The organism is Phycicoccus duodecadis, assembly GCF_002846495.1.
Classification (GTDB): Bacteria; Actinomycetota; Actinomycetes; order Actinomycetales; family Dermatophilaceae; genus Phycicoccus; species Phycicoccus duodecadis.
Window position 1 is genome coordinate 3,032,499 of sequence record NZ_PJNE01000001.1, and the last position, 23,727, is coordinate 3,056,225.

The window sequence follows — 23,727 nt, forward strand, 5'->3', positions numbered from 1 at the left end:
TCCTCGTACACTCTTGCCGATGACCGCCGTAGAGAATCCGAACGTTTCGCGCTTCGCGCGTGGTCAGGCACTGCGCCTACGACGGAACGCGGACCACTGCAGCGAGCCCGCAGAGCTGTTGGAATTGGTGCGGCGGATGCGGTCCTCAGCGGACAGCCCGCTGTTGGCGGCAGACCTCTTCTCGGGGGCGGGGGGGATGAGTCTCGGCCTGGAGCAGGCCGGCATGCGGGTCATCTTCGGTGCTGACTTCGATGCAGATGCCCTAGAAACGCACGCCCATCACTTCGCGGGGATGTCTGTCGGTTGGGACTTGGGTGACCCCGAGCGGGTCCAAGAAGTGGGTGCCATCCTTCGCTCGGTCGAGATCGACGTCGTGGCCGGTGGTCCCCCATGCCAACCGTTCTCCAAAGCTGGTCGTTCAAGGATGCGCTACCTCGTGAAGCACGGTGTGCGAGAGCGCCACGACAAGCGCAGGGACCTCTGGCAGTCCTACTTGGAGATCGTTCGCTTGGCGCAACCTCGCGCGGTCATCATGGAGAACGTGCCCGATATGGCGCTCGACCGTGAGATGTTCATCCTTCGCTCCATAGTGCGCCGTCTTGAGGACTGGGGGTACTCGGTTCAGCCTCGCGTAGTGGACACCTATCGGTATGGCGTCCCCCAATTCCGTCAGCGTTTGATACTGGTCGCGATTTTGGGCGGTCTCGCGTTCACGTGGCCCCCAGAGTCGAGCAAAAAGGTGACTCTGGGGAATGCGATCCAAGATCTGCCACCTGTGGATCCCCAGGACGGATGGGTCTCTGAGGCGAATCAGGCTGGATGGCGAAAATATGCGGGGCCGAAGACAGAGTTCCAGCGCGAGATGCGAAGTTCAGTCGCCCCGGCCCAAGCAGATCGCGTCTACGACCATGTGACGCGACGCGTGAGGCCTGACGATGAGGCTGCCTTCGAGCAGCTCGACACCAAGACCCGCTACTCAGAGCTGCCAGTGGAACTCAAGCGCTATCGGGACGACATCTTTGACGACAAGTACAAGCGACTTGACGCGAATGACTTGTCGCGTACGATCACTGCGCACATCGCCAAAGACGGGTACTGGTACATCCATCCGGAGCAGAACCGGACCTTGACGATCAGAGAAGCGGCCCGGATCCAGACCTTTCCGGACCATTTCCGCTTCGCGGGATCACCTACGTCGGCCTTCCGTCAGATCGGAAACGCTGTACCGCCTCGCCTCGCGCGCGCCGTCGGAGCCGCTGTTGTAGACGTGGTGGAGCGGGGTGCACCTCGACTTGCCGTCACCACTTCGGACACGAAGGCAGCGTTGGCGGCTTGGTTCCAGAGTTCGAGCGCGATCAGCCCTTGGCTCCGAACGGACTCTCGCTGGATGGTGGTTCTGGGGGATACCATTCTCGGCTCAGAATCCGCGACCGTGATCGCGGCTCTTTGGCCCAGCGTGTCCGCTTGGGAATCCGCTCGGAAGTTCTTGGAGAATCAGGGCCGCGCCATCGAGATCGTCGGCTGGCTGGGGCGGCCAGGTTTGGCGGATCAACTGGTCGAAGCTGCAATGGCGGTGGTGGCCTCGGGGGGATCGCTCGACGACGCCCAGCTGAACAGGCTGGTCACGAGCGGAACGCTCCGCGCGACGACCGCTCAACTGGCGATGCTTACGGTCCCCGAAGGAGAGGAGCCAGTGGTTGCCAACACAGGCGCTCTGCGCGTTGCTGGCCGCTACTTCCAAGGGACTGAAAGGTGGCTCAAGAACCGGAACTCAGATGGGCGGATCGCGGTCGGACGCTTGATCGGATTCGACGAAGAAAGTACGAAGGCCCAAGTAGCGTTGATTGAGGTCGGCGCAAAGGTATGTACGCCCAAGGCGCCCGAGTGCCGGGTCTGCCCGCTCGTCTCATGGTGTAGGTACGCTTCTGACCGCTGAGGGTGCTTGCTAAAGGCTCAACTGATCAGCCAGCTCGGGGTGCCGCGCTCGGAGCAGATGCAGAACAGAGCTGTAGTCGCCTAGTTCTCGGTCATCGATCAGCGCCGCCTTCAAAGCAACTCCTATGTCGCGGAGCGCCATATCCGAGGCTCTGGACCCCTTGGGCGTGGCTTCTGCCCTCGCCGTCGTGTTGGCTGACCGTCGGTAGGCATCGTCCGCAAGAACGCACAACTCATGTATCGGGCGTTCCAACATCTGCCGAACCATAGGGGGGAGGGCTACGTGCATCTTGGCCACGTTTATCTGGAAGTCCTCGTCCAGGTCCGTTCCAAAATCCAAACTCGCACGTGCAAGTTTCGTGTGTTCGTCGATCCCTCTCAGGCCTGACCAGCCACCGTGCTGCACCAAGCGATCCGCCCGGTAGATGTACAACCCCTGCTGTCGGTTCCACTTCTGCGGCCCGGAGAGCCGTTCGAACTGCTCGAGCGAGGAGAACCGATCCCGGGCCGGAAGGACGACGCCTTGGAAGCGCACCTCCGAGCTGCCGGAGCCGTTCTCCACCTCGAAGATCTGTTCCGGGAGGACCGTCCGCTCCCGCTCGTGCGGGGCGAAGGGGTCCCACGCTTCCAACTTCGCGTCATCGACGCAGATCACGACCGGGTCGCCGCGGCCGACCTCGCCGGCGATGAACCTGTGGAACACCATGGCCAGATGGTCGGCGGTACGGGACGCGAGCGAACTGAGGCGGCGCCGCCCCCACCCCGTCTCGGCATAGCGCTCCGGAAGGACGCGATCTAGGTCCTCCCACACGACGACCGTGCCCGGGGACTCGCGCAGCAGGTCCTTTGCCCGCTCGATCGCTGGAGAGGTCTCGTCAACCGTGATGTCCCAACTGTCGGTCGTCGCGATCCGGTTGAGGTCCAACGTCATCACTTGGAAACGGGCAAGCGTCGGAGCGGTGCGACTCACAACCGTCAAGCGACGGCACTGCGAGAACGAGCCGGTCTTGAGGCCGAGTCCGAACCTACCCAGCTCATTCTTCTTGTAGTCGCGTCGCGTGCCGAACCGAAGCGCCTCCACCAACTCGCCCTGCGACATGCCGCGACCGTCGTCGCTGATGAGTACATAGGAGTCATGAGGTACGAACTGGGTGAAGACATTGATTCGCGACGCCCCGGCGGCAATCGAGTTGTCCACGAGATCGGCGATCGCAGTGGTGAAGTCGTACCCGATGTCACGCAGTGATCCGGTCAGCCGTGCGGCAGAGGGTGCAACCTGCAATGCTCTGAGTCCTGCCATCCCTGTCAACCTCCTAGAGTTGAAAGCATGCCAGGCGAGAAGCGAGCAGTCCTGCGCGGCGGGGGCGTGTCGCGCCTAGGGTATTTGACGGCGCAGACGTTCGTGTCACCGCCGGTCAGCGCTGCGGCGCGGAGCACGATGCGCGCGAACCGGGGACGCGACACCGGGCCGGAGCTCGCCATCCGGTCGCGGCTACACCGAGCAGGCCTTCGTTACCGCGTCGACCTGCCACTTCCCTTCGACCGTCGAAGGCGAGCGGACCTTGGGTTCACGCGGGTGGGGCTGTATGTCTTCGTGGACGGCTGCTTCTGGCACGGTTGCCCGAAGCACTTCGTCATTCCGAAGACCCGCACAGACTTCTGGGTTGCCAAGATTGAGTCCAACCGACGGCGGGACCGAGACACAGATGACCGGCTCCGGGAGCTGGGCGCGACTCCCCTCCGGATCTGGGAGCACACCCCCGCTGCTGTGGCGTGTGACCTCATACGTGCCACCTACTTCGAACTCGCAGTCCCAGGGAGGCTTTAGCCGCGCACCACGCTTGCTTCCACGACTTGGTCGGGTTGGTGAGCGGACTGCCGGTTCTCAGCGGAGGACCGGACCCCCATCGGGCGCCGGCTCGGTGCTGAGCTCGCACCCGTCCACCAGCGGGTGCACGCGCCACTGGTGCTCGGTCTTCCCCTGACGCTTGATGACGTCGTCGCGCTCGGCGGCGTCGAAGGCCGCATCAAGCCGGTCCTTGACGCCCACGGTGTCGGACGACCAGTCGCCATCCCAGCTCCCCACCACGGTGCAGGCCTTGATGGGGTGCAGCTCGTTCCAGCCAGTGTGCAGAGAGTCGAAGACCCAGCGCCCCCGCACGTAGAGCAGGTCGGAGCCGAGGCCCTTGTCGTCGGGCTGGTGGATCTCGGTCGGCGCGCCCTCGACGTCCGACGGTGACCCGGCGTCCCCCACCCCAATGGCCCCTCCGAGCAGCGCGGCCAGGAGCGCGAGCAGCGCGAGGATGCCCCCCACGATCCAGCCGAACGGTGGGGGGAGCGCCACGCACAGGGCCCAGGCCGCGAGCGCCAGCCCGTAGGCGACCAGCAGCCCCACCCGGAAGTCAGCGATGCCGGCCCCCTCGAACTCGGCGTGCAGGACGGCGGTCGAGGGCAGCACGCCCTTCTTGTCCCGGGCCTTCTCGCCGGTGAAGAAGCCCACGTGGTCGCGCACCCCGTCGGTCTCGGCCGCGAGGTACCCGTACGGGACGCTGGTCTCGAGGTGGGCCTGGTCGACGCCGGGCATCGTCGGGTAGACGAGCAGGTTGATGGAGTAGTCGGTGTCGAGGGCATTGGCGATGGTCTTCGGGTCACCGAGGTCCACGTTGCCGACCTTCTCCTGGGGGGTCTCGACGCTGATCACCGCACCGATGACGCTCTCGTCGCCGCCGAGGCAGACGAGCCGGATGTTCAGCCACCAGTCGCAGAAGGCGACCCCGCCGGCCGCCGCGAACGCCTCGATGAGGATCAGCCCGCACGGGAAGGTGCCGTAGCCGAGCAGGGCGAAGATGGCCGCGATCGCAGCGGTGGCGGTCGCGATGTAGGCGGCCGGCGACATCCACGACATCGGCTGGCTGCAGAGGGTGTACTGCTTGTATCCGGCCATCACGTCACCTCACGGCTGCTTGACGACGTCGACGCTGACGCCCCCGGCCAGGACGTCCTGGTAGCCCTCGGTGTAGAGGGCGTGGATGTTGATGCGCTGGGTCCCGTCGAACCCGGCGGGCGGGGTGACGGTGGCCGTCACGGAGACGAGGCCGCCCGGCGCCAGGACCGGCTGGTCGGGGGCCAGCTCGACGGCCCAGCCGGCCGGGAGCGGGGTCGCCACGAGGTGGCGGGCCAGGTCCTTGCGGTACTCCTCGAGGTCCTCGCACCTCGGCGTCTGCAGCACGTAGGCGTCGGTCTCGAAGCGGTACCGGTGCTCGCGCTTGGTCTCGTTGCGCAGGGTGAAAGAGACGACCGCCGGCGAGTGGGCCTGCACGACGTCGGTGTTGTGCTGCCCGAGGTTGTTGTTCCGGTTCCGGTCGCTCGCCGGGTCGAGCAGCGCCTGGAGGCAGTAGTGCCCGGGGGCCGCCGGGGTGTGCCACGAGAACGCGACGTGCGACGGGTTGCCGGGGCCGCCCTGGACGCCCACGTCGACGAGCCGGGTCGCCACCGGCACGCTGACCGTCCCCATCCCGAAGTCGAGGTAGGACAGGTGGACCGGCATCGCCACGACCGGGCAGTCCGGCGCCGCGTTCGACACCCGGACGTCGACGGTGTAGATGTGGTCAGGCTGCAGGTCGTACGAGCCGACGGGCGTGCCGCCGTCGAGGATGGTGAAGTCCGGGTTCTGCCAGGTCACCGGCAGCCCGCGCGCCATCAGGTCCTGCTGCGAGTAGACGAGCGGGTCGGGCACCCGCATCGCGGGATCGTCGATGGGCACGCACCGGCTCGCAGCCGCCTTGTCCTGCCGGTCGGGAGGGTGCGGCCGCGGCCGGAACAGGGCCAGGAGCAGACGCAGCAGCTGGCGGAGCAGCCGGGCGAAGGCACCGGGGATGGCGAGCAGCGCCCGCAGGAGGTCGGCGAGCGGTCGCACGGTCAACCGCCCGTCGTGAGGACGCGACGCCAGGCGAGCCCGGCACCGACGGACGTCGCCAGGGCCGCCACACCGGCGACCAGGACGAGGGTGAGCTCGAGAGCCCCGCTCCCGCCGTCCGGCTCGGCGCCGGTGGCCCCCTCGAGCCACGTCGGCTCGACCAGGAAGGCGATGGTGAGGGCCGCGAACGCCGCGGCGGCGATGGTGCGGAGGATCGCTCGGACGACCTGTGGGCGATGCGGCGCGGAGGTGCTGGTCATGACCTCTCCCTGGGTGCGGGTCGGCTCGCTGCTGTCGAGCATTGTCCGCTCGTCGCCGCGGCCTGTCGACCCCGAATCTTCTGCGCCCGGGCAGAGTCCGGGCCGGATGGGACCCGGGTATCCCCGTGCTGGCGCTGAGGTGCGCGCCGGCCCGGCTCCGTAGCGTCGCCGGAAGGCGGGAGAGCCCCGCCGGCACGACCCGAGGGAGGCGCCATGTCCGCCGCCACCATCCGCCACGTCGGCCCGGCTCTCTGCCTGGCCGCCTTCCCGCTGCTCCTGCTCACGGCCGAGGCTCTCGCGCCGTGGCACGGTGCCGCCGACTCGGAGGCCCAGACCCTGGCCCGCGCGGCCTCCCAGGCGGGCGCCACGAACCTGGCCGACCTGCTGTCCTTCCTCGGGATCCTGCTCGCGGTGCCGGGTTTCCTGGTCGTGATGCGGCTGACCCGGGGGCGTGCCCCCGCGGCGTCCCTCGCCGGGGGTGCGCTCGCGATTGCGGGGTACGTCGCCGGGATGCTCCAGGTCGTCTCCGACCAGTACGACGTCCTCCTGTCGCCGCTCGCAGGGTCCTCGAGCGTCTCGGACGCGTTGACCTCGTCGCGGGCGTGGGCGCTGCCGATCGTCCTCGTCGTCTTCCTCGCCGGGATGCTGCTCGGCCCGGTGGTCCTGGGGGTCGCGCTGTGGCGCAGCCACGCCGCGCCCGCGTGGACGGGCCCGGCGCTGGCCGCCTCCTCCGTCGCCGGCCTGCTCTCGCACGTCGTCGACCTCAAGGCGGTCGACCTCGCGGGGCTCGCCCTGCTCGCGCTCGCAGCCCTCGCCGTCGCCGGGCGAGCGCTCCGGGCGGGCGACGACAGCGGTGACCACGCCTCGGCGGCCACCACCCGGGATGCCAGCCCGCTCCCGGCGGCATGAGCCGGCGCGGCAGTCGCCGCAGCGGACCCGTGACGCGGCTTCCCGCCGGCGCTACCGTTCCCTCATGACGCGGCCCCTGGTGGTCGGCGCCGCTTCCACACTCGTGGCGGGTGCGTTGGCTGCGGCGACGCTCACCGCGGCCGGGGAGGGTATGGGTCCCTCGATGACGGCGTACGTGCTGGTCATCGTCGCCTTGGCCCTCGTCCCCCTCGCGGCGGGATGGTTCCTGCTCCGGCACGACCCGCACCACCTCGTCGGCGGCCTGCTGTGCTTCCTCGCCGTCTCGCCGCTCGTCGTCGCGGCTGGCGACGGCTGGGCGGCCGCCGTGGCCAGGCACCGCGAGGTGCCGGTGAACGACCTGCTCGTCGCGCTGTCCCAGGGTTCGTGGATGCTGCTCTACGTACCGGCGGCGCTGCTGGTGCTCCTCTTCCCCGACGGGCGGCTCGTCGGCCCCCGGTGGCGCTGCGTCCTCTACGGCCTCCTCGCCGTGCCCGTTGCGTGGATCCTCCTGCTCGCGGTGCAGCCCGAGCGCTTTCCCCCGCCCTACACCTCGAGCCGTCACGTCCTCGGCGCGCTGCCGGCTTCGTGGGCGGCCGTCGCGGAGCCATTGGCCGTGGGCCTCCCCCTGGCTCTGCTCGTGCTGCTCATGGGTGCCGTCGCCGCCCCCGTCGTGCGCCACCGCCACGGTGACGAGCGCGTGCGGCGGCAGGTGCGGGCCTTCACCCTCGGCGCTGCGGGGCTGCCCGTGTCCCTGCTGCTGTGCTGGTTCAGCTACCTCGTCCTCGGCGTGCCCGACCTCGTCCTCGTCGGGCTGGTCATCACCTGGCTGGCCATCCCGGGGGCGACGGTGACCGCCGTCGTGCGGCACGATCTCTACGGGGTGGACCGCGCCCTCAGCGCCACCGCGACCTACGCGGTCCTGAGCGCGCTGGCCCTGGCGTGCGCCACGGCGGTGGGAGTCGCGCTCGGCGCCCTCCTCGGCCAGGGCCACCCGGTCGTCTCCGCCGCGGTGGCCGCCCTGAGCCTGCTCGCGGTGCTCCCTCTCCGCCGCCCGGTCACGGCCGTCATCGACCGGGTCGCCTACCCGCGGCGCCACCGCCTGCGCCAGGCCGTCGACGACCTCGCCCGGCGCGTGCACCAGGAGGGGGCCGACCCGACCGGGCTCGAGAGCGTGCTGCGCGAGGCGCTCGACGACCCGTCGCTGCGGGTGTTCTACTCGCTGACGTCGGACGGGTCGGTGGTCGACCGGGACGGTGTGGTGGCTCCCCTGCCCCAGGACGCCGTGCCCCTGTTCACCAGCGGCCACACGGTCGCGGCGTACGTGACGTCCACCGTGGTCGAGCCGGCGCTGCTGCACGAGGCCACGCGCACGGCGTCGCCGCTCGCCGAGCTTGCGCGAGCCCGGCTGCTCGCCGACCTCGCCCGGCGTGACGCCGAGGCGAGCCGGGCGCGACTCCAGCGTGCGGGCTACGAGGAGCGTCGACGCCTCGAGCGCGACCTGCACGACGGCGCCCAGCAACGTCTGGTGTCGCTGGGGATGTCGCTCCGCGTGGCCCAACGCCACCTGGGGCGGGACTCCGGCGGCGTCGACGCCGTCCTCGACCGGGCGGTCGCCGAGCTCGGGACGGCGGTCGCCGAGCTGCGCCAGCTGGCCCACGGCATCCGCCCGTCGTGCCTCGACGACGGGTTGGCGCCGGCCCTGGCCGGCCTGACCGCGACCGCCCCACTCCCCATCCTGCTGGACGTCGACGACATCCCCCTGCCCGACGACATCGTCGCGACCGCGTACTTCGTGGTGGTCGAAGCGGTGACCAACGCCGTCAAGCACTCCGCCGCCGGGCGCGTCGTCGTGCGGGTGCGCCGGCAGCACGAGGTGCTCGAGGTCGAGGTCACCGACGACGGGGTGGGCGGGGCCGACCCGGGCGGCTCCGGCCTGGCGGGGATGGCCGACCGGGTCGCCGCCGCTGCGGGGGCGGTCACGGTGGTCAGCCCGAGGGGCCAGGGGACCTCGGTGCGCGCGGTGCTGCCGTGCGCGTCGTGATCGGGGAGGACACGGCCCTCTTCCGGGAGGGCCTCGCCAGCCTGCTCACCGACGTCGGCCACGAGGTGGTCGGCCGGGCGAGCGATGCGGACGAGCTCGAGGCGGTCGTCGCGTCGACCCCCTGCGACGTAGTGGTGGTCGACGTGCGGATGCCGCCGGACCACACCGACGACGGCGCGCGTGCGGCCCGCAGGATCCGGATGCGGCGCCCGGACATCGGCATCCTCATGCTCTCGCAGCACGTGGAGGTGCGGCACGCCCGCGATCTGGTCGCCCTCGGGGCCTTCGGGTACCTGCTGAAGGACCGGGTGCTCGACGTCGAGGACTTCCTCGGTGCGCTCGAGCGGGTCGCTGCCGGCGGGAGTGCGCTCGACCCGATGGTCGTCGAGCGACTGATGGGGCAGCGCTCCGGTGCCGAAGGGCTGCAACGCATCACCCCTCGAGAGCGCGAGGTGCTCGGTCTCATGGCGGAGGGGCGGAGCAACACCGCCATCGCGGGCCGCCTCTGGCTGACCGAGCGCACCGTGGAGACGCACGTGCGGAGCATCCTCACCAAGCTCGACCTCGCCGACAACGACGACGACAACCGTCGTGTCCTCGCGGTGCTGCGCTATCTCGGCGGCTGACCCCGGGCACCCCGCCCCGGACGGGGCCGGGACCGCCCCGCGGCCCCGGCCCTGACGATGGTCACGCGCCCGCGTCGACCGGCTGCTCGCACTGACCCTTGTCGAGGGCGAACGCGGACCCGGGCGAGACGTGGGTGACCGCCGACACCTTGGCGTACACCCCTCCTGAGGCGTGGTGCACGACGAAGTGGTCGGTCTCGGTCGACACGACCGGCTCGGCGTCCGGCGAGGTCGCCTTGCCCCCGAACCACTGGGCGCCGCTGAGCCAGAACGAGGTACCGGCCGCGTCGGCGAGAACGACGTCGTGGGGGACGATCGTGCCCGTGATGTGGAAGACGCCACGTCCGTCGACCGTGGTCGAGATCGTGATGTCGATCGTTCCGCTGGTGACGACGAGGTCGCCCCCCTGGCAGGCGAACGTGCTCCCGGCCGCGGGGAGGGTGACGTGGCTCGTCTCGGAGGTGGCGGACGCGAGGGACGGTGCCGCGGTGGCGACCGTCGCCAGCGCGGTGACGGCGGTGACGGCGATGGCGGTGCGAACGGACATGCGATCAACTCCTGTTCGATGAGCGGCCCGCATCCAGCGCGGGTCAGGGACCGAACCATCACGCCATGGCGGCCCTGCCCCCGACATCGGTGCTGACACTGGCTTGTCGGTCAGGCGAGGGCTTCGGTGAGGAGGGCGCCCATCGCCCGCACCCCGGCGACCATCCGCTCGTCCGGCACGCCCGAGTAGCTCATCCGCGCGTGGTGCGCCTCAGGGGCCTCCGAGAAGAACGGCGCCCCGGGCACCACGATGACCCCGGCCCGCGGGATCAGCACGTCGCGCTGGAACGCGGCCAGGTCCAACCCTTCCGGGAACGTCACCCACGTGAACAGCCCGCCCTCGGCGCGCGTCCACGTGATCCCGGCCGGGAAGTGCTGGGCCATCGTCTCGAGCATCAGGTCGCGCTGGTGCCGGTACGTGGGCAGCATCCCGGCGATGTGCGCCTCGACGTCGAACTGCGCCAGGTACGCCGCCGCCGCGCGCATGTTGAGGGTGCCGTTCTGGGTGTCGGCGGCCAGCTTGAGCAGCGCCAGCTTCTCGCGCACCTCGGGCTCGGCCAGCGCCCAGCCGAGCCGCAGCCCCGGCGCCAGGATCTTCGAGAACGACCCCAGGTGGATGACGCGCCCCGTGGTGTCGAGGCTCTTGATCGTCGGCAGCCGCTCACCCTCGTAGCGCAGCTCGCGGTAGGGCGAGTCCTCGAGCACGACCACGTCGTACTCCTCGGCGAGCTCGACCAGCCGCCGGCGCCGTGCCAGGCTCATCGTCCGCCCCGTCGGGTTCTGGAAGTCGGGCACGGTGTAGACGATCTTGACCCGCTCGGTCGTGCGCAGCACCTCCTCGAGCGCGTCGACGTCCATCCCCCCGTCGTCCATCGGCACCGACCGGTACTGCGGCTCACAGGGGTTGAACGCGATGAGGGCCCCGAGGAACGTCGGCCGCTCGGTGACGATGACGTCGCCGGCGTCGACGAACAGCTTCGCCACCAGGTCGAGCCCCTGCTGGCCGCCCTGGGTGATGAGCACGTCGTCGGCGGTGCACGGCATCCCGTCGGCGGTCAGCCGCTCGGCGACCAGCGCGCGCAGCGCCGGCAGCCCCTCGGACGCGGTGTACTGCAGCGCCGACCCGTCGCCGGCCGTCAGCAGCGCGTCGTAGATGCCGCGCAGCTCGTCCATCGGGAAGAGCGACGCGTCGGGGTAGCCGCCCGCGAACGAGGTGATGCCCGGGGTCCCGGCCAGCGCCAGGAACTCCCGGATGGCCGACGGCTGCACGCGCTCGGCGCGGCGGGCGAACGAGGTCATGCCGCCCATCCTCCACCCGTCGCAGGCCACGGCGTGGTCTCGTCCGCGGCCCGTCGGCAGCGGACGGCAGGCTCCCGGGACACGCGAGCGGCGCCCGCCCCCGAGGGGGTGCGGGCGCCGCGGCGTCGAGCGGGATCGGGCCTGGGGTCAGACCGTGGGGCCGCCGGTGAACGGGCGGGTGTCGCCGGTCTGGTCGTAGACCGGGCTGTCGACCTGGGCCGCCGGCTGGTGCATCCGGTCCTGGGCCGCACGGGCCTGGTCGGCGACGCTGGGCGCGGCGTCGACCTGGGCCTTGACCTTGGGGGCCTCGGCCTCGGCGGTGCTGAGGTAGCCCTCCCAGCGGTGCTGCATGGGCTTGATGAGGCCACCGCCGACACCGACGACGAGGATGCCGCCGATGGTGGCGAGCACGGCGATGAGGACCGGGGTCGTGACGGAGGTGGCGATGCCGACCTGGTTCAGCGCGGCGATGACGCCGAGACCGAGGATGAAGACGCCGGCGATGTTGGCCAGCGCCTTGCCGTACGACAGGCCGCCGAGGGTGCCCTGGATGAGGGTCTTGACGGCGGCGGCGATGGCCGCAGCGACGACGATGATGACGATCGCGACGAACACCCGCGGCAGGAACGCGATGATCGCGGTCAGCAGCTGGCTGATGGGGTTCGGGCCGAAGACGCTGAAGGCCAGCTGGAGGGTGAACAGCAGCACGGCGTAGTAGACGATCTTGGCCAGCACGTCGGAGGCGTCGAAGGACGACGACTCGAGCATCCGGCCGATGCCGCCGCGCTCGATGGCGCGGTCGAAGCCGACCCGCTCGAGCAGCGCGTTCACGGCCTTGGCGAGGACCTTGGCCACGATGATGCCGATGACGAGGATCACGAGGAAGAGCACGAGCTTCGGGATGAACGTCGCGATGTCGGCGAGCGCTCGGGTGAGGGCGTTGTCCATGAGGGGACTTCCTGTTGGGGGGACCCCGTCGGCGACACCGGCGGGGCGGCCCGGCAGTGGTGCCCGGGCGACGTGCGGCGCCCCGAGGGGCGCACGGCCGCGGTTTGACCGAAGGTGACGGAGGGCGGTGCCCGGGAGGCCGCGCGATGGGTCCGCGGCCCCGCTGGCGGGACGACTCCTCGTCGGAAGGCTTGATGCCCGCTGGCAAGGGTGCCCACGCAGGATCTGGTGTGACCTGCGTCACCAGCGGGGCGGTGCGCGCGGGGGGTCCACGGCGCCGACCCTCCGACGCGATGGCGCGCCCATGGCCCGGTCGAGCCATGTTGCTCGCGGCCGATCAGTCCTACGCTCGCCCCATCCGCCGGGGTTTCGCTCCGGAAAGCCGGCGGGCCCGCCGTTCCCGGCCCGTGGCGCAACTGCCGTCGCTCCACATCTCTTCGGAGGTCCGGTCACGACGGAGACCTCCGCGGGCGCCCCGATCCGCGGACGGTCCGGACGCTCGGCTCTGCAGGGGAGTCGGAGCATCCGTGGTGGTCGGGGCCGGCCGCTCCTCAGCCAGCGAGCGGCCGGCCCCGACGAACGGGGCGACGCCGCCGGATGCGGGGGCGCCGATCCGTCGATCAGAGGCGACGCGACGACGCCGGCCGCCCCCCGTACGGGAGCGGCCGGCGTCGTCGTGCGCGGGGAGGGTCAGCCCTTGTCGGAGCCCTCGTCGAGGTGCGGGGTCGACAGGTCGGAGCTCTCGGAGGTGCCCGTGGTGGAGGGGACCCCACTGCTGCCGGTCCCGGCGTCGTTCCAGGTGGCGGTGCCCTGGTCGGCCTCGTGCCCGGCGGCGGCCTTGGCCTCCTCGACCTTGGTCGCGGCGGCGTCCTTGACCTCGCCGGCCTTCTCGGCCGCCTTGTCCTTGACGTCGGCGGCCTTGTCCTTGAGCTCGCCCGCCTTCGCGGTCGCGGCGTCCTTGGCCTCGCCGGCCTTCTGCTTGGCGGCCTCGACCGTGTCGCTGACGCGGGTGGAGGCGGCCTTGGGCGGGGTGTAGGAGCCCGCGCTCGCCCACGGGTCGGGGCGCTCGGTGCTCTTGCGGTAGGCGTAGGCGGCGGCCCCGGCGGCGACGGCCCCCAGGAGCAGGACCCAGCCACCCTTGCCGCGGTTCTTCTTGGCGCGGGCGTCGCCCTTGAGGACGGCGTAGGCGTCGGGGGCGCGCTCGGCGGCCTCGGCGGCCTGCTCCCTGGCAGTGGCCGCGCCGGCGAGGATGGCGGCCACGGCGGTCGCGATCTTCGGGACGACGTCCTCGACGAAGGTGTCGCGGGCCTGCTCGACCTTGGGGGCGAGCGTCTCGGCCGCGTCGTGGGCCTGCTTGCGCAGGTCGTCGGCGGTGTCGCGGGCGACATCGGCGTAGTCGTGGGCGCGGCTGCGGGCGGTGCCCGCGGCATCGCGGGCGGAACCGGCGTAGTCGGAGGCGCGGTCGCGGGCGTTGCCGTACTCCTTGGCCGCGGCCTTGCGCGCCTGCTTGAGGTCCTTCTCGGCCGCCTTGCGGGCGTGCTTGAGGTCCTTGGTCGCCGACGAGCCCTGACGGCGCAGGTCGTGGGCGGTGTCGGAGGCGCGCGAGGCGGCGTCCTGGGCCGTGGCGCTCACGCGCTCGGTGGCGTCGGCGACGGCATCCTTGGCCTGCTCGGCCTTGCTCTTGCTGCGGAACACAGGTCCTCCTCGAAGTGGACGTCTTTCCCCCATCCTGCCCTGTTTCCGCTGCTCGGGGCACATCAGGGGCAGCTGATGGGGGGCCGGGCCGGACATCTCGGGCATCGGGGTCGCGTGAGAGGATCGAGCCATGAAGGCAACCCTGCACACGAACCACGGCCCGATCGTCGTCGAGCTCTTCCCGAACGAGGCCCCGAAGACGGTCAAGAACTTCACCGGCCTCGCCACGGGCGAGCAGGAGTACAAGGACGACGCCGGTCGCTCCAACCCGACGAAGTTCTACGACGGCCTGATCTTCCACCGCATCATCCCCGGCTTCATGGTCCAGGCCGGCTGCCCCGTCGGCCGCGGGACGGGCGGCCCGGGCTACGCGTTCGACGACGAGATCCACCCCGACAAGAGCTTCGACCGCCCCTACCTGCTCGCCATGGCCAATGCCGGCACGCGGATGGGCAAGGGCACGAACGGCTCGCAGTTCTTCATCACCGTCGCCCCCACCACGTGGCTCAACGGCAAGCACACCATCTTCGGTGAGGTCGCCGACGGCCCGAGCCGCGAGATCGTCGACACGATCGCCGCGGTGCCCACCGGTGCCCAGGACAAGCCGCTCGACGACGTCGTCATCGAGCGCGTCGAGATCGAGGACTGACCCGGGTCCCACCACCCGAGGACAACCGTGGCCGAGCCGACGCCGACCCCGCCGCCGCAGGAGCAGGTCCCGGTGTGCCCCCGGCACCCTGACCGCGAGTCGTACGTGCGCTGCCAGCGCTGCGGCCGGCCGACGTGCCCCGAGTGCCAGCGGCCGGCCGCCGTCGGCATCCAGTGCGTCGACTGCGTGCGCGAGGGGGCCAGGACGGTGCGGCAGGCGCGCACCGTCTTCGGCGGTTCGGCCACCGACGGCCGGCCCGTCGTCACGATGGTGCTCATCGGCATCTGCGTGGCGGTCTACCTGCTGCAGCAGGTCGTGCCGGGGCTGACGAGCCAGATCCTCTTCGCCGCGAGTGTGGGCCGGAGTGAGCCCTGGCGGTTCCTCACCTCGGGGTTCGCCCACGGTGGGCTGCTGCACATCGCGCTCAACATGTACGCCCTGTGGATCATGGGCCAGTACCTCGAGCCGATGCTGGGCCGCGCCCGGTTCGGGACGCGCCGTCGATGCGCGAGCGTAGGAAGTCGGTGCCGTTGCGGTCGGCGAAGACGCCGACCCGCGCGTACGAGGCTTCCAGGGTGTGCACGAAGAGGGCGATGGCCACGGCGAGCACGAGGCGGCCGAACCGCCCGAACCGGTGCGCCAGCACCATCCAGGCGATGCCGCAGGCGAGGGCCGCCAGCGACGCGCGCGAGCCGGTGGTCCACACCAGGGCGGCGGTCACGCCCAGCACCAGGTTGCGGCGCCGGTGGCTGGGCTGGAGCCCCGCGAACAGCAGGCCCACCACCGCGTACGACAGCCCGGCCTGGTTCTTGTCGAGCAGGAACCCCGAGAGGTACTTGCCGTAGTTGTCGGGCGCCAGCCCGGCGAAGAACAGCCCCGCGTTGACGGCCAGCCCCACCGCCATCCCGCGCACGACCGAGGGGAGGTGGATGCGCCCCGTGGCGAGGAACGCCAGGTACGCGAAGATGAGGACCAGGCGCAGCGCTCGCTTCTGCCAGCCGAAGATCGAGTCGTCGGGGGTCAGGACCGTGACGAGCAGGACGAACGCGAAGGTCCCGAGCACGTAGGGCGTGAGCCACCCGAGCCGGTGCGGAGGCCCCGACAGACGACGGGCCGGGGGCCGGGTGGTCGCCACGAGCACCAGGGCCGAGGTGGCGGCCAGGCCGAGCGAGAGGAACGACGGCGCCACCGCGGGCACCCAGCCGAAGAGCAGGACCGAGCCGAGCAGGGCGTCGACCAGGCGGGTGGGCTCGCTCGAGGGATCGGTGAGGGTGCGGTCCTGCTGCGGCGTCGCCACCGCGTCCGGGGCGCTGGACAGGACGGTGCTCACGGGCGTCACTGTATCCGCGGCCCGTCGCCGGTCGGTGGGGACACGGGAAGTCCGGCCGGACGGCCGACGCACCCCGAGGGGCCGCTCAGCGCACGGAGCGGCGCACGAGGCGCACGGCCAGCTCGCCGTACGTGGTCTCGATGGCCTCGGGGGTGCGGCGCCCGCCCGGCACGTACCAGCGAGCGACGTCGATGGCCATCGAGAGCAGCGCCAGCGCCGTGGTGCGGACGTCGTCGACCTCGAACTCACCGGCGGCGACGCCGGCCCGCAGCACGTCGGCCACGACCTGGTCGATCTCCTTGCGCAGGCCGAGGACCTCGGCCTGGTGCTCGTCGCTGAGGTGGCGGAACTCGAACTGGACGATGCGGCCCAGCTGGTGGTGCTCGGCGTGCCAGCGCGAGAACCCGCCGACGATGGCGCGCAGGGCGGTCGTGGCGTCGGGGGTGTCGCGGGCGGCCTCCACCAGCAGGTCGCGGGCGCGGGCGTGGCCGCGACGGCTCAGCTCGAAGAGCAGCACCTCCTTGGAGGCGAAGTGCACGTAGACGCCCGCGGGGGAGAGGCCGGCCCGCGAGGCGATGTCGCGGGTCGTGGTGGCCGGGAAGCCGTTCGCGGCGAAGGCGTCGGCCGCGGCCAGCATGATGCGCACCGCGGTGTCGGACGCGTCGGCCCCGCCGCCAGGCCGCCCGCCCTCGGGCGCGATGGCGGCCAGGACGTCGGTCTCGGTCAGCGGGGTCGGGCTGGGCACGGATGTCAGCCTGCCCGATCGGGCGGCACTAAGCAAGCGCTTAGTCGGGCTGTCCCGCCGGTCACACCCCGGCCACCTCGCGCAGGTGCCCCACCCGGCCGGCGAACTCCTTCTCCACGGTGTGCTCCGCGGCCCAGGTCAGGCCTCGCCGCCGGGCGGCGAGCACCGCCCCCGGGTCCGCGGCCAGGCCGGCCACGAGCTCGGCGAGGGCGCTCGGGGCGCGGGCCGGGCCGACCCATCCGCCGCCGGTGCGCCGCTGGAGGGCCGACCAGTACACGGTGTCGTAGCCGGCCACCGGCGTGCCGCACGACATCGACTCCAGGAAGGTCGAGGCCGAGTCGCCCTGGTGGTGGGGCAGCACCATCACGTCGACGTCGTCGCGCACCCGCGGCACCCACGCGGACCGGAAGGGCACCCGGCCCGCCACGGTGACCCCGGCGCCGGCGCCGGCGCGTGCGCGGACCTCGGGCTCGAGCTCGCCGCCCCCGAACACGGTGAGGTGCGCGTCGACGCCGCCGCGGACCAGTTCGGCGTGCACGGCGAGGGCGTCGAGCACCCCCTTCTGCGGCACCCAGCGACCCGAGAAGGCCAGGCGCAGGGGGCCGGGGGCGGCGGGCGGCCCGGCGAGCGCGGCGGCCACGTCGGCGTCCGTGGCCCGGGTGTCGTGGAACAGGTGCGGGCGGGACGACCAGCGCGCCTGGCGCGCGTAGGTGTGCGGGCCGTTGCACTGCAGACCGTCGGCGGCGGCGGCCAGCGTCCGCAGCCGCCGCTCGAGGCGCAGCAGCCCCAGCCCCACCTGCGGCAGCCGCCACGCGGGCGTGCCGTCCGACCGCGCGTTCTGCCAGCGCACCGGGCCCGCGTAGTCGCTGACGAGGACCAGCGGCGCCGCGCCGAGCAGCGCCGCTGCCTCGGGCTTCAACGGGGCGAGCACGACCCGCGGGGCCCGGCGGCGGACGGCGGCGCCCGGGTCGTCGGTCACCTCGACGTCGAGGCCGACCTCGTCGAGGGGCAGCGGCTCCGACCCGGGGGCGGCGTCGGACCAGGGGGCGGGCGGTGCCACCAGGACGACCTCGCCCGGCCAGTGCCGCACGTACTCGCGCACGCCCTCGAGCCGCTTGGTCACGAACGCGCCACGGCCCCCGGCGACCGGGAGCCGCCCGGGGTAGATGACCACCAGCGTGTCCGCCACGGGCCCACCCTAGGAGGGGGCCCGCTGCCGCCGTCGCCCTTGACAGCGCGCCGCCCCCGACGGCAGACTAAGCAAGCGCTTAGTCATGAGCGGCCCCACGCGCCGCCGCCGCAGCCCAGCCGAGGAGTCTCCCCATGCCCCGCAACGTGTACGACGCCGAGCACGAGGACTTCCGCGCCTCGGTGCAGGAGTTCGTCGACCGCACCCTGAAGCCGCGCGCCGAGCAGATGCTCGAGGTCAAGCAGGTCGAGCGCGACCTCTGGAAGGAGGCCGGCAAGCAGGGCCTCTTCGGTCTCGACATCCCCGAGGAGTTCGGCGGGATGGGCGCGGGCGACTACCGCTTCAACGCCGTCGCGGCCGAGGTCATCGCCGGCTTCAACTTCGCCGTGTCGTCGTGCTTCGGCATCCACTCCGACGTGTGCCCGCCCTACGTGGTCGACCTCGGCACCGACGAGCAGAAGCAGCGCTGGCTGCCCGGCATGGCCAGCGGCGACCTCATCGCGGCCATCGCCATGACCGAGCCCTCGGGCGGCTCCGACCTCGCGGCCCTGAAGACCACCGCGGTGCGCGACGGCGACGACTGGGTCCTCAACGGCTCCAAGACCTTTATCACCAACGGCTACCAGGCCGACCTCGTGATCGTCGCGGCCCGCACCGACCCGAGCAAGGGCGCCAAGGGCATCACCCTGCTCATGGTCGAGGAGGGCATGCCCGGCTTCAGCCGCGGCCGCAAGCTCGACAAGGTCGGGCAGGAGGAGGCGGACACCTCCGAGCTCTTCTTCGAGGACGTCCGTGTCCCCGACGCCAACCGCCTCGGCGAGGAGGGGATGGGGTTCATCGCGATGATGCAGCGCCTCCCGCAGGAGCGCATCGGCGCGGCCGTCGCCAACACCGCCCACGCCTTCCAGATCTTCCGTGAGACGGTCGAGTACACGAAGGAACGGAAGGCGTTCGGGCAGGCCGTGGGGTCCTTCCAGCACAACAAGTTCAAGATGGCCGAGCTGCAGACCAAGCTCGAGGTCACCCAGGCCTACGTCGACGACTGCGTGGCCGCCCACGCCGCCGGCACGCTGACCTCGGTCGACGCCGCCAAGGCCAAGTGGTTCAGCGCCCAGGTGCAGAACGAGGTCCTCGACGAGTGCGTCCAGCTGCACGGTGGCTACGGCTTCATGAACGAGTACCGCGTGGCCCGCGCCTGGCGCGACGCCCGCGTCTCGAAGATCTGGGCCGGCTCGAACGAGATCATGAAGGAGCTCATCGGCCGCGACCTCGGCCTCTGAGCCCGACCGACGCGAGGCCCGGTGCCCCTCAGGGGCCCGGGTCTCCGTCGTGCTCGAGGAGCCCGGGCGGCGGCAGCGAGCGGCGGTGGGTGATGCTCCACCAGCCGACCACCCGCGCCACCCGGGTGGTGAGGTCGCGCGCCGCCGACCGGCCCGGCAGCGCCCGCTGCCGCACGGCGACGGCCACCGTGTCGCCGGGCCAGCGCAGCAGCGAGGCGATGCGCCGCCGCCCGCGGAGCTGGTCGCCGTAGCGGTCGGCGTGCCGCGCCCACACCACGGTCTCGGCCAGCCCCGACAGGTAGGTCTTGCGCAGCAGGGCCCGGGTGCCGGTGGTGCGCCGGAAGTGGATCTGCAGGTCGGGGTCGCCCACCACGGTGCGGCCGGCCTCGTTCATCCGCAGCGAGAACTCGACGTCGTCGCAGCCGTAGGGCGGCAGGGACTCGTCGAAGCCGCCGATCGCGAGGTAGTCGGCGCGGCGGACGGCGAAGTTGCAGCCCAGGACGGCGTTGCCGAACGAGCCGCGGATGACGCCGCCCGGGTTGAGGATCTCGGCGTCCGGGTCGAGGGGCTCACCGAGGACCCGGTTGACCCCGCCGACCAGCGCCGCGTGGGCGGTGGCGCGGTGGGCCGCGGCCACCCAGCCCGGCGCGACCACGTCGTCGCAGTCGCAGAACGCCAGCGTGGGCGCGGTGGCCGCGAGCGCGCCCACGTTGCGGGCGTGCGGGAGGCCGGGCCGGTCGGAGCCGTCGACGAGGCGCAGCGGGGCGGGGAAGCCGCCGATGCGGGCACGGACGAGGTCCTGGGTGCCGTCGGTGGAGCCGTTGTCGACCACCACGAGCTCCCACGGCACGTCGGTGCGCTGCGCGGCCAGGGCGTCGAGCTGGCGGCCGATCCAGGGGGCGCCGTTCAGCACGCACAGCACGACGCTGACGGCCGGGCCGGCGGGCGGCGTGGTCACGGGGCGGCGACCTCTCGGGTCGAGGGGGCGGGACGGCGGGACGGGAGCCGGAAGAGCCAGGGTGCGTGCAGGCGCTCGGCCCCCCACCACAGGGCGAGCGGGAACACCAGGCCGGCCACGGTGCCGGCCAGCAGGTGCACGGTGAGGTCGCCGACGCCCAGCTGGAGCAGGACCACGCGGGCCCCGGCCGTTGCCACGATGTGCGCGAGGTAGATCTCGAGGCTGCGCCGGCCCAGCAGGGTGAGGACGGCCGAGAGCGCGGCCGGCCCGCGCGCGAGCAGGACCCCCACGGCCAGGACGGCGCCGGTGCCGGCCACCGAGGCCACCACGCCGAGGGCCAGCGCGGTGGGGTCGGGCCCGCGGGTCCAGGAGGTCGGCGGCATCGGGTCGGTGAGGACCAGCAGCACGGCCGCGACGAGCCCACCCCCGACGAGGACCACCGGTGCGCCCCGCGTGGCCCGGCGCCAACCGTCGGTGCCCGCGACGGCCCCGGCCCAGAAGAACGCCGTGAGCCCGAGGCCCTGGAGGAAGAGGTAGGTGCCCTGGTGGCCCCAGGCGAGGCCGCTGACCACCAGCGCGACGAGCCCGCTCGCCCACGCGCGCGCGCCGCCCTCCCAGGGCCGCACCAGCGCCGCGGCCGCCGACAGGAGCAGGACCAGCCCCAGCCACCAGAGCTGGGAGTCGGGGGCGACGAGCTGGCGCAGGACACCGGCCGGGGAGGTCGGGGTGTTGACCAGCGAGCCGGTGAGCAGCTTGACGGCCCCCTGGAGCACGGTCCACACCAGGTAGAGCCAGCCGAACAGCAGGGCGCGGCGCCGCAGGAACGGCCCCGCCCCCGCGCGCCGGACCGACGGGCCGACGAAGACCCCCGCGAGCACCGCGAACACCGGCAGGTGCACCAGGTAGAGGGCGCTGTCGAGCTCGTCGAACAACGGCTCGCCCCCCGAGACCAACCCGGCCCCGGCCGCCCCCCGTAGGACGTGCCCCAGGACGATCATGACGATGGCCAGACCGCGGCCGATGTCGACCGCGGTGTCCCGGGGGGCGCCGAGCGGCTCGGACACGGGGCTCCTCGGGGACGTCGGCACGGGATCGCCTCGACAGTAGCCGAGGCCCCACCCTGGACGCCGGGGTTCGAGGACCCCCGGCGGCGGGTAGGTTTGGTTCCTCGCGCGGGCCGCCCCGCGCGCCGCCGGCAACGTCGCTGGCCTGCAGTGACACCCCTCACGGAAGGCGACCAGTGGAGATCTGGCCCGGGACGGCGTACCCCTTGGGCGCCACGTACGACGGCAGTGGCGTCAACTTCGCCCTTTTCAGCGAGGTCGCCGAGAAGGTCGAGCTCTGCCTCATCGACGACGAGGGCGCCGAGTCGCGCCTCGAGATGCCCGAACACGACGGCTTCGTCTGGCACGCCTACCTGCCCGGGCTCCAGCCCGGCCAGCGCTACGGCTACCGCGTGCACGGCCCGTACGACCCCGAGAACGGGCACCGCTGCGACCCCAGCAAGCTGCTGCTCGACCCCTACGCCAAGGCCGTGGAGGGCCAGGTCGCGAACGACCCGGCGTTGTTCTCGTACGACTTCGAGGACCCCGAGCAGCGCAACACCGACGACAGCCTGGGCAAGACGATGCTGGCCGTCGTCACCAACCCCTACTTCGACTGGGGCCACGACCGGCCGCCGCGCCACGAGTACCACGAGACGGTCATCTACGAGGCGCACGTCAAGGGCCTCACCCAGACCCACCCCGAGATCCCCGAGGAGATCCGCGGCACCTACGCCGCGATGGCGCACCCGGCGATCGTCGAGCACCTGACCCAGCTCGGCGTCACCGCCGTCGAGCTCATGCCGGTGCACCAGTTCGTGCAGGACACCTCGCTCCAGGCCCGCGGGATGTCGAACTACTGGGGCTACAACACCATCGGCTTCCTCGCGCCGCACAACGGGTACTCGCGGGGCCAGCGCGGCGAGCAGGTCACCGAGTTCAAGGCCATGGTCAAGGCGCTGCACGCGGCCGACATCGAGGTCATCCTCGACGTCGTCTACAACCACACCGCCGAGGGCAACGAGATGGGCCCGACCATCTGCTTCCGCGGCATCGACAACGCGGCCTACTACCGCCTCGTCGACGAGGACCGGTCGCACTACTACGACACCACCGGCACCGGCAACAGCCTGCTGATGCGCAACCCGCACGTGCTCCAGCTGATCATGGACAGCCTGCGCTACTGGGTCACCGAGATGCACGTCGACGGCTTCCGGTTCGACCTCGCGGCCACCCTGGCCCGCCAGTTCCACGAGGTCGACAAGCTCTCGGCCTTCTTCGACCTCATCCAGCAGGACCCGGTGATCAGCCAGGTCAAGCTCATCGCCGAGCCCTGGGACGTCGGCGACGGCGGCTACCAGGTCGGCGGCTTCCCTCCCTTGTGGACCGAGTGGAACGGCAAGTACCGCGACACCGTGCGCGACTTCTGGCGCGGCGAGGCCGGCTCGCTCGGCGAGTTCGCCTCCCGCCTCACCGGCTCCAGCGACCTGTACGAGCACAACGGCCGCAAGCCCATCGCGTCGATCAACTTCGTCACCGCCCACGACGGCTTCACCCTGCGTGACCTGGTGTCGTACAACGACAAGCACAACGACGCCAACGGTGAGGACGGCCGCGACGGCGAGTCGCACAACCGCTCCTGGAACTGCGGCGTCGAGGGCCCGACCGACGACCCCGAGGTGCTCTCGCTGCGGGTGCGCCAGCAGCGCAACTTCCTCACGACGCTGCTGCTGAGCCAGGGCGTCCCGATGATCGCGCACGGCGACGAGATCGGCCGCACCCAGAGCGGCAACAACAACGTCTACTGCCAGGACAACGAGCTGTCGTGGGTCGACTGGGACCTCGACGAGATGCAGCGCCGGCTCTTCGCGTTCACGGGGGCGGTCGCCACGCTGCGCCGCGAGCACCCGGTGTTCCGCCGCCGGCGGTTCTTCGCGGGCAGCGCCGACCACGGCGGGCAGTCCGAGATGGGCGACATCGCCTGGTTCCGCCCCTCGGGCGAGCCGATGGGCGAGCAGGACTGGTCCAACGGGCAGGCCCGCACCATGACGGTCTTCCTCAACGGCTCGGCCATCCCCAGCCCCGACACCCACGGGCGCCCCGTCGTCGACGACGACTTCCTGGTGCTCTTCAACGCCGACCACGAGGACCACGACTTCGTGCTGCCCGGGGACGAGTACGGCGACCACTGGTGCGTCGAGGTCGACACCGCCGTGGACGACGTCGACACCCACTGGCACGACGCCGACAGCACCGTGCTCGTCCAGGCCCGCTCGGTCGTCGTGCTGCGCAACCCCCGCGAGGGGGCTGCGGCGCCCGCCTCCGGCACCTCGGCCGCGATCCCCAGCCGGAGCTGAC

At 71.7% G+C, this 23,727-nt stretch carries 21 protein-coding genes and 1 pseudogene; 9 read left to right on the plus strand and 13 right to left on the minus strand.

Translation table 11 applies throughout. The features are described from left to right. Positions 1-19: 19 nt before the first annotated feature. A complete protein-coding gene (locus ATL31_RS14090) occupies positions 20-1,936 on the plus strand; it encodes a DNA cytosine methyltransferase (protein WP_101396341.1) in 1,917 nt (638 codons plus the stop codon). Between the two features lie 9 nt (positions 1,937-1,945). On the opposite strand, the gene ATL31_RS14095 is transcribed toward ATL31_RS14090, so the two are convergent. After that, positions 1,946-3,235, minus strand: coding sequence for an ATP-binding protein (locus ATL31_RS14095; RefSeq protein ID WP_101396343.1), 1,290 nt, complete (start codon positions 3,233-3,235; stop codon positions 1,946-1,948). Positions 3,236-3,373: 138 nt separating this feature from the next. Here ATL31_RS14095 and vsr point away from each other — a divergent pair, with 138 nt between their 5' ends. After that, the gene (vsr, locus tag ATL31_RS14100; RefSeq protein WP_101397676.1) at positions 3,374-3,763 is read left to right on the plus strand and encodes a DNA mismatch endonuclease Vsr; all 390 of its coding nucleotides are present in this window, start codon (positions 3,374-3,376) and stop codon (positions 3,761-3,763) included. Positions 3,764-3,820: 57 nt separating this feature from the next. Here the strand turns inward: vsr and ATL31_RS14105 are convergent, their stop codons facing one another. The 3 genes from ATL31_RS14105 to ATL31_RS14115 are packed head-to-tail and all read right to left on the minus strand — an operon-like array spanning position 3,821 to position 6,111. Further along, positions 3,821-4,879, minus strand: a complete 1,059-nt coding sequence (locus ATL31_RS14105) for a hypothetical protein (protein ID WP_101396346.1) — start codon at positions 4,877-4,879, stop codon at positions 3,821-3,823. Positions 4,880-4,888: 9 nt separating this feature from the next. Next, a complete protein-coding gene (locus ATL31_RS14110) occupies positions 4,889-5,857 on the minus strand; it encodes an NEW3 domain-containing protein (RefSeq protein ID WP_143598401.1) in 969 nt (322 codons plus the stop codon). Next, positions 5,854-6,111, minus strand: coding sequence for a hypothetical protein (locus ATL31_RS14115; RefSeq protein WP_101397678.1), 258 nt, complete (start codon positions 6,109-6,111; stop codon positions 5,854-5,856). Before ATL31_RS14115 ends, ATL31_RS14110 begins: the two co-directional genes overlap by 4 nt. Positions 6,112-6,324: 213 nt before the next feature. Here ATL31_RS14115 and ATL31_RS14120 point away from each other — a divergent pair, with 213 nt between their 5' ends. The 3 genes from ATL31_RS14120 (at position 6,325) to ATL31_RS14130 (ending at position 9,687) form a co-directional block, all read left to right on the plus strand. Then, a complete protein-coding gene (locus tag ATL31_RS14120) occupies positions 6,325-7,020 on the plus strand; it encodes a hypothetical protein (RefSeq protein WP_101396350.1) in 696 nt (231 codons plus the stop codon). A gap of 64 nt (positions 7,021-7,084) precedes the next feature. Next, on the plus strand, positions 7,085-9,061 hold the full coding sequence (locus ATL31_RS14125) for a sensor histidine kinase (RefSeq protein ID WP_143598402.1): 1,977 nt from the start codon (positions 7,085-7,087) through the stop codon (positions 9,059-9,061). Next, positions 9,058-9,687, plus strand: coding sequence for a response regulator (locus ATL31_RS14130; protein WP_425440333.1), 630 nt, complete (start codon positions 9,058-9,060; stop codon positions 9,685-9,687). Before ATL31_RS14125 ends, ATL31_RS14130 begins: the two co-directional genes overlap by 4 nt. A gap of 61 nt (positions 9,688-9,748) precedes the next feature. On the opposite strand, the gene ATL31_RS14135 is transcribed toward ATL31_RS14130, so the two are convergent. The 4 genes from ATL31_RS14135 to ATL31_RS14150 form a co-directional block, all read right to left on the minus strand. After that, a complete protein-coding gene (locus ATL31_RS14135; protein ID WP_101396358.1) occupies positions 9,749-10,234 on the minus strand; it encodes a hypothetical protein in 486 nt (161 codons plus the stop codon). Positions 10,235-10,344: 110 nt separating this feature from the next. After that, entirely contained in the window at positions 10,345-11,532 is a 1,188-nt protein-coding gene (locus ATL31_RS14140) for an aminotransferase-like domain-containing protein (protein ID WP_101396360.1), read from the minus strand. 147 nt (positions 11,533-11,679) lie between these two features. Further along, entirely contained in the window at positions 11,680-12,480 is an 801-nt protein-coding gene (locus ATL31_RS14145; RefSeq protein WP_101396362.1) for a mechanosensitive ion channel family protein, read from the minus strand. Positions 12,481-13,170: 690 nt separating this feature from the next. Next, positions 13,171-14,175, minus strand: a complete 1,005-nt coding sequence (locus ATL31_RS14150; RefSeq protein ID WP_101396364.1) for a hypothetical protein — start codon at positions 14,173-14,175, stop codon at positions 13,171-13,173. A 130-nt stretch (positions 14,176-14,305) separates the two neighbouring features. Here ATL31_RS14150 and ATL31_RS14155 point away from each other — a divergent pair, with 130 nt between their 5' ends. Both ATL31_RS14155 and ATL31_RS17155 read left to right on the plus strand, forming a co-directional pair. Continuing rightward, positions 14,306-14,824: a peptidylprolyl isomerase gene (locus ATL31_RS14155; RefSeq protein ID WP_101396366.1), complete on the plus strand. Its 519-nt coding sequence runs from the start codon at positions 14,306-14,308 to the stop codon at positions 14,822-14,824. Between the two features lie 267 nt (positions 14,825-15,091). Then, positions 15,092-15,256 (plus strand): annotated as a pseudogene (locus tag ATL31_RS17155) (rhomboid family intramembrane serine protease); the annotation flags it as partial. Between the two features lie 13 nt (positions 15,257-15,269). On the opposite strand, the gene ATL31_RS17000 reads toward ATL31_RS17155, so the two are convergent. From ATL31_RS17000 to ATL31_RS14175, 3 genes are all read right to left on the minus strand, one after another. Then, a complete protein-coding gene (locus ATL31_RS17000) occupies positions 15,270-16,154 on the minus strand; it encodes a hypothetical protein (protein WP_101396368.1) in 885 nt (294 codons plus the stop codon). Between the two features lie 85 nt (positions 16,155-16,239). Beyond that, entirely contained in the window at positions 16,240-16,899 is a 660-nt protein-coding gene (locus ATL31_RS14170) for a TetR/AcrR family transcriptional regulator (RefSeq protein ID WP_245862490.1), read from the minus strand. Positions 16,900-16,960: 61 nt separating this feature from the next. Further along, entirely contained in the window at positions 16,961-18,088 is a 1,128-nt protein-coding gene (locus tag ATL31_RS14175; protein WP_101396370.1) for a glycosyltransferase, read from the minus strand. A 134-nt stretch (positions 18,089-18,222) separates the two neighbouring features. Here ATL31_RS14175 and ATL31_RS14180 point away from each other — a divergent pair, with 134 nt between their 5' ends. After that, positions 18,223-19,368 carry an acyl-CoA dehydrogenase family protein gene (locus tag ATL31_RS14180; protein WP_101396372.1) on the plus strand — a complete coding sequence of 382 codons (1,146 nt, stop codon included), beginning with the start codon at positions 18,223-18,225 and terminating at the stop codon, positions 19,366-19,368. A 28-nt stretch (positions 19,369-19,396) separates the two neighbouring features. Here the strand turns inward: ATL31_RS14180 and ATL31_RS14185 are convergent, their stop codons facing one another. Together ATL31_RS14185 and ATL31_RS14190 are read right to left on the minus strand one after the other, a co-directional pair. Next, complete coding sequence (locus ATL31_RS14185) at positions 19,397-20,326, minus strand: glycosyltransferase family 2 protein (protein ID WP_158239853.1); 930 nt, start codon at positions 20,324-20,326, stop codon at positions 19,397-19,399. Continuing rightward, a complete protein-coding gene (locus ATL31_RS14190) occupies positions 20,323-21,390 on the minus strand; it encodes an acyltransferase family protein (RefSeq protein ID WP_101396376.1) in 1,068 nt (355 codons plus the stop codon). The genes ATL31_RS14185 and ATL31_RS14190 overlap by 4 nt, the downstream gene beginning before the upstream one ends. 176 nt (positions 21,391-21,566) lie before the next feature. Between ATL31_RS14190 and glgX the strand changes: the two genes are divergently transcribed. Further along, a complete protein-coding gene (glgX, locus tag ATL31_RS14195) occupies positions 21,567-23,726 on the plus strand; it encodes a glycogen debranching protein GlgX (protein WP_101396378.1) in 2,160 nt (719 codons plus the stop codon). Position 23,727: the final 1 nt, after the last annotated feature.

Coding starts and splice junctions, on each gene's coding strand:
- ATL31_RS14090 (WP_101396341.1), top strand. CDS start 20: ATGACCGCCGTAGAGAATCCGAACGTTTCGCGCTTCGCGCGTGGTCAG.
- ATL31_RS14135 (WP_101396358.1), bottom strand. CDS start 10,234: ATGTCCGTTCGCACCGCCATCGCCGTCACCGCCGTCACCGCGCTGGCG.
- ATL31_RS14115 (WP_101397678.1), bottom strand. CDS start 6,111: ATGACCAGCACCTCCGCGCCGCATCGCCCACAGGTCGTCCGAGCGATC.
- vsr (WP_101397676.1), top strand. CDS start 3,374: ATGCGCGCGAACCGGGGACGCGACACCGGGCCGGAGCTCGCCATCCGG.
- ATL31_RS14155 (WP_101396366.1), top strand. CDS start 14,306: ATGAAGGCAACCCTGCACACGAACCACGGCCCGATCGTCGTCGAGCTC.
- ATL31_RS14145 (WP_101396362.1), bottom strand. CDS start 12,480: ATGGACAACGCCCTCACCCGAGCGCTCGCCGACATCGCGACGTTCATC.
- ATL31_RS14140 (WP_101396360.1), bottom strand. CDS start 11,532: ATGACCTCGTTCGCCCGCCGCGCCGAGCGCGTGCAGCCGTCGGCCATC.
- ATL31_RS14095 (WP_101396343.1), bottom strand. CDS start 3,235: ATGGCAGGACTCAGAGCATTGCAGGTTGCACCCTCTGCCGCACGGCTG.
- ATL31_RS14125 (WP_143598402.1), top strand. CDS start 7,085: ATGACGCGGCCCCTGGTGGTCGGCGCCGCTTCCACACTCGTGGCGGGT.
- ATL31_RS14120 (WP_101396350.1), top strand. CDS start 6,325: ATGTCCGCCGCCACCATCCGCCACGTCGGCCCGGCTCTCTGCCTGGCC.
- ATL31_RS14180 (WP_101396372.1), top strand. CDS start 18,223: ATGCCCCGCAACGTGTACGACGCCGAGCACGAGGACTTCCGCGCCTCG.
- ATL31_RS14105 (WP_101396346.1), bottom strand. CDS start 4,879: ATGGCCGGATACAAGCAGTACACCCTCTGCAGCCAGCCGATGTCGTGG.